This window comes from Acrocarpospora macrocephala, assembly GCF_009687865.1.
Classification (GTDB): Bacteria; Actinomycetota; Actinomycetes; order Streptosporangiales; family Streptosporangiaceae; genus Acrocarpospora; species Acrocarpospora macrocephala.
In genome coordinates this window covers 47,387-54,477 of record NZ_BLAE01000003.1, presented here as the reverse complement: position 1 = coordinate 54,477, position 7,091 = coordinate 47,387, and the positions used below count along the sequence as shown (strand labels likewise).

Annotated in this window: 7 protein-coding genes; 3 read left to right on the top strand and 4 right to left on the bottom strand. The window is 64.6% G+C overall.

Annotated features, from left to right (window positions below; translation table 11 throughout):
* Positions 1–434: 434 nt before the first annotated feature.
* The 4 genes from Amac_RS00270 to Amac_RS00255 form a co-directional block, all read right to left on the bottom strand.
* Positions 435–1,190, bottom strand: coding sequence for an IclR family transcriptional regulator (locus tag Amac_RS00270; RefSeq protein ID WP_155352214.1), 756 nt, complete (start codon positions 1,188–1,190; stop codon positions 435–437).
* A 70-nt stretch (positions 1,191–1,260) separates the two neighbouring features.
* A complete protein-coding gene (locus Amac_RS00265) occupies positions 1,261–2,121 on the bottom strand; it encodes a carbohydrate ABC transporter permease (RefSeq protein ID WP_155352213.1) in 861 nt (286 codons plus the stop codon).
* Positions 2,118–2,963, bottom strand: coding sequence for a carbohydrate ABC transporter permease (locus Amac_RS00260; protein WP_246267976.1), 846 nt, complete (start codon positions 2,961–2,963; stop codon positions 2,118–2,120). The genes Amac_RS00265 and Amac_RS00260 overlap by 4 nt, the downstream gene beginning before the upstream one ends.
* A gap of 23 nt (positions 2,964–2,986) precedes the next feature.
* Positions 2,987–4,294, bottom strand: a complete 1,308-nt coding sequence (locus tag Amac_RS00255) for a sugar ABC transporter substrate-binding protein (RefSeq protein ID WP_155352212.1) — start codon at positions 4,292–4,294, stop codon at positions 2,987–2,989.
* Positions 4,295–4,440: 146 nt separating this feature from the next.
* On the opposite strand from Amac_RS00255, the gene Amac_RS00250 reads away from it, so the two are divergent.
* The 3 genes from Amac_RS00250 (at position 4,441) to Amac_RS00240 (ending at position 7,057) form a co-directional block, all read left to right on the top strand.
* On the top strand, positions 4,441–5,226 hold the full coding sequence (locus Amac_RS00250) for an NAD-dependent epimerase/dehydratase family protein (protein ID WP_170322235.1): 786 nt from the start codon (positions 4,441–4,443) through the stop codon (positions 5,224–5,226).
* A 167-nt stretch (positions 5,227–5,393) separates the two neighbouring features.
* Entirely contained in the window at positions 5,394–5,876 is a 483-nt protein-coding gene (locus Amac_RS00245; protein WP_246267973.1) for a DUF4365 domain-containing protein, read from the top strand.
* Positions 5,873–7,057: a hypothetical protein gene (locus tag Amac_RS00240; protein WP_218040800.1), complete on the top strand. Its 1,185-nt coding sequence runs from the start codon at positions 5,873–5,875 to the stop codon at positions 7,055–7,057. The genes Amac_RS00245 and Amac_RS00240 overlap by 4 nt, the downstream gene beginning before the upstream one ends.
* Positions 7,058–7,091 lie beyond the last annotated feature (34 nt).

Sequence of the window (7,091 nt, the reverse complement as noted above, 5' to 3'; positions counted from 1 at the left end):
CCCATCGATACCGGGTTCTCCCACCCACCCTCCCTTTGTTTGACCCCGGGCTCCGCCCGGCCCCGCCGCCACCGTGGCTCCTCTCGACGGAATCTTGCGGATGCGATTCCGACATAGAGCGACAACCAGAGTCCCCGACCGACCCCAGAAGAGGGCTACCACGATCTCCCACGAAACGAAACCGCCATAACAGCGAAAGCATGCGAAACCATCCACGCCCACCATCACAATTCCCCGAACACGGAACCACCGCAACAACGAAATCGGGCGGAGCCCGAGAGCAAACAAAGGGAGGGTGGGTGGGAGAATCACTTCAACAGCGGGCCACGCAAAAACTGGAAACAAGATGGGTGAGGGAACCACCGTAATGATTATGATCTTGTAACGGAAATCAGGGTGAGCGGGTTCGTCCGGTGGATGTCGGGATGGTTTGCCTAACGGATGCCTTCGCGGCGCAATGCCGTAGCCAATTTGCGTGTATGTCTTACGACGGCGTCGGCGATTTTCTCGGTTTCCTCCGGCGGAAGATCCGATGGCATGGAGCAGCTGATCGCGTCGGTGGCGGGGATGCGGTAGTCGACGGCCACCGCGACGCAGGCCACGCCTGGTGTGCCCTGTTCGCGTTCGTAGGCATAACCCCGAGTGCGTACCTGATCGAGTTCGCCGGTCAGCCGGGGAAGGTCGGTGATCGTGTGGTCGGTAATCCGGGCGAGTGGGGTCGGCAGGAGCGCGTGGACCTCGTCGTCGGTCAACTGGGCGAGGAGCACCTGGCCGAGGGCCGTGACATGGGCGGGGAGGCGGCGGCCGACGCGGGGGATCGTGGGGTGGCGTTCGCGGGATTCGCGGGTGGCCAGGTAGAGCACGTGCGCGTCGTCGCGGCGGGCGAAGTGCACGGTGTGACCGATCTCCTCCCGGAGGTCCTCCAAGGTCTCGTGAGCGAGCGGGAGCGCCAGGTCCTTGTCCAGGTAGGCCGTCCCGGTCAGCAGCGCATGCGGCCCGATCCCGTAGGCGGAGCCGGTGGCCTCGATCCACTTCAGTTCGGCGAGGGTACGCATCAGCGCGTGCAGACTGCTGCGCGGAAACCCGGTGAGCTGCTGGAGCGCCGAGAGAGTCAACCGGTCGGGCGACGCGGCGAGGGCTTCGAGGATACGTACCGTACGTTCGGCGGACTTGACCAGCTGGGGCTCCATCGCTGTCCCATTTCCGTCGTTTTGCTATATGACGGGCAGAATACCGGATGCCATCCAGATACATGGACACCTACCCTTTGATCGCGCCGCTGGTCAGACCGCGCATGAACTGACGCTGAAAGGCCAGAAACGCGATCACCGAGGGCAGCAACGCCAGTAGTGAGGCGGCAAGCAGCACCCCGATGCCCACCTGCTCGTCCGAACGAAGTGAGCGCAGCGCGATGGGCAACGTCCAGTGCGAGGACTCGTTGGCCACGATGAGCGGCAGCAGATACTGATCCCAGATCATGGTGAACCCGAACACGCCGATCACCCCAAGCGCCGGCCGGCACAACGGCAGAATGATCGTGAAGAACGTGCGCAACTCCCCCGCGCCATCGATCCGCGCCGCTTCCTCCAACTCGACCGGCACTTCCTTCATGAATTCGGTCATGACCAGAATCGAAAACCCCCACGCCCCCACCGGCAGGATCATCCCCAGGTACGTATCGATCAGGTTGGCGTGAATGAGCGGCAGATCGGCCAGCACCAGCGACAGCGGAATCGCGATGATCTCCTCCGGCAGCATCATCGTGGCCAGCATGACGAGCAGCACGAACGTCATCCCCCGGAACCTCTTGCGAGCCAGCGCGTACGCGGCGAACACGCTCACCACCATCTGCAGCAGCAACCCGAACCCGACGACCACGAAGGAGTTGAGCAGGTAGAGATAGACGTTCTTCTCCCCCGCCTGGGCGAAGTTCTCCAGCGTGAGCTCGGACGGCCAGAGCGTGAAAGCGGTCGGATCCAGGGTCGTGCTGAACGCGCTGATCAGCAGCCCGAAAAGCGGTCCGGTGAAGACCACGAGCATCATCGCGTACAGGACGAACTTGCCGATCGAGGCGAGCGGGCCCTTCCTGGCCTCCAGGCCGAGCGCGGTGTCGAATCTCATCGCGCCTGCCTGCGGCGCATCAGCTGGACCACCAGCGTGAGCACGAGCGTGGCCGCGAACAGCACGACCCCGCCCGCCGACGCGACCCCGAGCTCGTTGCGCTGGAAGCCCAGCTTGTAGATCAGCGTCATGATGACCTCGGACGAGCCGTTCGGCCCACCGTTGGTCAGCACGTACACCTCGACGAACACGCGCAGCCCGCGAATCGCGGCGAGCGTGAACAGGATCCAGAAAACCGGCCGCAACGCGGGCAAGGTGATATACCGCAACCGGTGCCGGGTGGTGGCGCCATCGACGGCTGCGGCTTCGTACAGCGTCCTGTCAATGCCCACCAGACCGGCCAGGAAGATCATCATGTCGTACGGCGCGCCGCGCCAGACATTCATCCCCATGATCGACCACAGCGACGAATGTTCGCTGGCCAGAAAGGGCTGCGGGTCGATGGCGATCCAGCCGAGGATGGTGTTGAGCAGCCCGCTGTCCCCCGGGTGATACATGATCCGCCAGACCTCCGCCACGGCCGCCATGGTGGTGACCACCGGCAGGAACACCGCCGCCCGGACGAACCAGAGATATCGCGCCGGCCCCTCGATCAGCAGCGCGAGCCCCAGCCCGAGGGCGAGCGACCCGCCGGTGGTCCCCACGGCCAGCAGCAGGCTGTGCCCCACCGCGCCGGCGAACGCCTCGTCCGTCATGATCGTGCGGTAGTTGTCCAGCCCGACCCATTCGTCCCCGAGAAACGGCTGGACCTTGAAGAAGCTCTTCCACAGCCCCAGCGCCATCGGGATGAACTTGAAGTAGAGGAACAGCAGTAGCGCGGGCGCGAGAAGCAACCACGCCACCGCCGTACCTCGCCGGGAGTGCGTCACGATGCCTTCTGGGCCTGCAGTTCCGCCGTCAGCTTGGCCGCCAGTCCGTCCATACCGGCCTTGACGTCGGCCGAGCAGTCCGCCCACACGGCGTTGATCGCGTCGGCGGTGGTCTGCCGGATGGGCGCCCAGTTGGGCACCGCCGAACTGTAGACGGCGTCCGCGTACGCCTCCTGGAAGACCTTCCACCCCGGAGCCTGCCGCTCGGCCGCCATGTCCACGGTCGTGTTGACCGGAAGCCGGACGATCGCACCGGGAGCGTCCTTGTTCATCCCGATCCGCTGGCCCTCGGCGGACACCGCGAACTCGGCGAACTTCTGCTGCCCTGGCTCGTCGGCGGAACCCGCCATCAGGTAGACGTTCTCCCCCTCGCCGAGCGTGCCGGGCCCGCCGGACGGACCCTTGGGCACCTTGACGACTTCGAGCTTGTCCGCGCCGATCGACTGCTCGAACCTGGCCAGCACGTACGGCCCGACCAGATAGATGCCGCCTTGACCTTTCTCGAAGACCTCGTGGGTGACGGTGGTGTCGTTGCTGACCGCGCCGGGGTTGACGGTCTTGGCGACGCAGAACTGATCCTGCAGGAACTTGATCGCCTCGACGAACTTGGCGTCGGCCACGGCCGGGGTGAACTTGCCGGCGCCGGTGGGGGTGAGGAAGGTGGCGCCGTTGGCGTAGATCATCGAGGAGGCGTACCAGGACGCGTAGCCGCGTTTAGTGCCCGCGGGGGCGACGAAGCCGTAGGTGTCGGCGGCGCCGTTGCCGTCCGGGTCCTGCTCGGTGAAGGCCTTGGCCAGGGCGGCCAGGGCGGCCCAGCTCCGTGGCGGTTCCAGGCCGAGCTTCTCGCGCCAGTCCTTCCTGATGATCAGCGCGAACGACTGGGCCGAGAAAGGCGCGGCGTAGTACTTGCCGTCGCTCGCCTGGGCCGCCTGCCAGGCCCGGTCGGCGAGCTGGTCGCCGCCCTTGAGCGTGGCCTTGTCGACTTCGCGCAGCCAGCCCTGGGTCCGCATGTTGCCGAGCTGGGCGGTGTCGTTGATGACGATGTCCGGCAGGTTCTTCTGCGCGGCCTGCTGCTGGAGCTTGGTCTCGAAGTCGTCCAGGAGCGCGACGACCTTCGTTTGGACGCCGCTGGCCGTGGTGAACGCGGTGGCCAGCTTGGTCGCGGTCTTGGCGGCGTCGGAGTCGGGGGGTTGCCGGATCCAAATCTCCAGCGCGTCGCCGCCGGAGGCGTCGCCGGATCCGCACCCGGCCACCGTGGTGGCGAGCGCCATGGCGATCACGGCCCCGAGCAGATGGCGTGTCATCAAACCACCTCTTCACAGATATGGAAATGTTTCGGGAGCGTGTCGCAAGTTTCAGGTGAACGTAACCAGAGCTGAAGAATCCGTCAATGGGTTGGAAGGTATCCATGTATGTGGATTTTCATCAGGGACGTGTACACCATGGGTGCATGCGCATCCTGATGACCGGGGCCGCCGGGAAGGTCGGCACCCTGATCCGCCCGCTGCTGGCTCGCGAGGGGCGGGAACTCCGCCTGTCCGACGTGGTCCCCATCGACGCGCCCGGCTCGGTGGTGGCCGACCTCACCGACGCCGACGCGATGGCGAGAGCCGTACGCGGCGTGGACGCGGTGATCCACCTGGGCGGCCAGAGCCGGGAACGGCCATGGGCCGACATCGTGCACGCCAACATGACGGGCACCCAGACCCTGCTGGAAGCCGCCCACCGCGAAGGAGTCCAGCACGTCGTCCTGGCCGGCAGCCACCACGCCGCCGGCTACCACACCCGCCCCCCGGACACCTCCGACCTGCCCGACTACACCTTCCCCCGGCCGGACACCTTCTACGGCGTGAGCAAGGTCGTCATGGAGGCCCTCGGCAGCCTCTACCACGACAGGTTCGGCCTGAACATCACCGTCATCCGCCTCGGCACCTGCACAGAACACCCCACCGACACCCGCTGCCTGGCCACCTGGATCTCCCCCGCCGACTGCGCCCACCTCATCGAATCCGCCCTCACCGCCCCCGGCTTCCACATCGTCTGGGGCGTCTCCGCCAACAAACGCCGCTGGTGGTCCCTCAACGAGGCCATGTCCATCGGCTACACCCCCCAGGACAACTCCGAGCCGTACGCCCCCGCCCTGCTCGCCCACGAGGGCGAACCCGACCTAACCCACCCCCTCCACCACCGCGCCGGCGGCTCCTTCACCCTCAACAACCTCGGCGGCACGTGGTGACCTTGGCGATCATCAACATCAGATGATCGGATGAATTGGCACCTCAAGGGGTCGCGCGAAGAGTAGTCTGCACGTTCGATGGCCACTGGAGGCAAGATGGCGGAAGGGTTGGGATGCCCGTGAGGGAGTCGCCAGCGGACGAGATCGTTCAGCTCCCTCTCAACGCCATGAAGGAGCAGTTCAGCCTCAGCTTCGTTCACATGATCGCATCGGCTGCCGGCTGTTCCATCAAGAGCCACGCCACCGACTATGACGGCGTTGACATCACGATCTCGTCTTCGGCCGAGTACGCGACGTACTACTGTCCAGAGTTTGAGCTGCAACTCAAGGCGACCGCGCAGCGCGATCTCCTCAAAGACGACCACCTGTCATGGACAATGAAGGCCATTCCGTTCAAGAAGCTGACCAATCCGAAGCGGTTCGCCCCTGCCTACCTTGGAGTCCTGCTGCTGCCGGAGGGTGGCTGGCTCGAGCAGGACGAGGAGCGGCTCGTCACGGGGAGTCGCATGTACTGGCAAAGCGCCGCTGATCTCGGCTCGATCGGCGATGACGAGGCAAGCAAGACTGTCCGTCTGCCGAGAAGCAATCTGTTTGATATACCTCAGCTTCAGGGCATCATGAAGACCATCGGCGATAGGGGCGACTGGTGAACACGTTCGCACCGGACCCCTCAATCCTTGAGCTCGCGCACTCGGTCACCCCCATTGCGGTCTCTCAATACCTGGCCACCCAACCCTGGGAACTCGAGTCCCGGCAAGACCACATCCGCGAGATCTGGCGGCTTCCCGGCGACGATGGGCAGAGCCTGGGCCGGGTACTTCTCCCGCTCGCTACCGACTATGCGGACTTCCTGCCACGGTTCTACGACGCCTTGTTCGCCATCAGTCGCGTCCATGACTGGGACGCCGAGAAGCTGCAGGAACGGATCGCGGCCGCCAGGGCAGATTTGTTCTTTGTCCGCCTTGATCAGGAAATGACGGACGGCACTATTCCGTTTCGCCAAGCCGAAATCACCGTCGACGCGATCTGGAAGATGCTACGAGCCGCTGCCACGACGGCTGCCGATCCAGAGCACTCTCATCTTGGGCGCAGACCAGCCGCAGTCGCCGATTTTCTGGACGAAGACGTCCGGTTGGGTCACACCAGGCGGGGCAGCTTCGTTTTCACCGTGGTCACCCGGCTCGGCGATCAGCCTCCGGAGCGGCAGGCCGATCAACCTCCCGGCGTGATCAGGCCATTTCCCCGGCGAGTTATGGAGACGCTAGCTCAAGGTCTGGAAACGACGCGCAATCTCACGCTTGGCCAGAATCTCACGGCTCTGGACGAGCCCTCCCGATGGGGGCTGAGCGCAGGGCTTGTCGAAGCCATCGAAGAGATGGCGGAACCTGATGGGCTTCGGGCGCTGGACCTATCCTTCGAATGGGCGGCAGCCGAGACTAAACCGAGCGTGGGAGAATCCCCCATCAAGTTGGAGCATCAGGCATTCGGACAACTGGGCCGTTTTCGTGAACGCCTCATTCGGCAGGAAGAGCCAAAGCGTCGCGAAACTCTTATCGGCACAGTACGGTCTTTGACCCGGGACGAGGCTCAGGAAGACGACGAGTCTGGAATGATCATCCTGCATGCCGCGGTTAAGGGCCGATTCCGGAATGTTCACATGACTCTCGGGGGCGAAGACCACGAGTGGGCGATTATCGCTTACCGCGAGAAACTGCCTTTCACGGTCACGGGCGATCTGGTCTACGAAAGGCGAGCTTGGCGGTTGGTGGGCGACCTCAGGGTCGATTCGGATTTCTTGCGTCAACGCCATAGGCAGACCCCGCCTTCCTGAATCGGCTGGCCACGCTATGCGCCGTGCGCGGCGG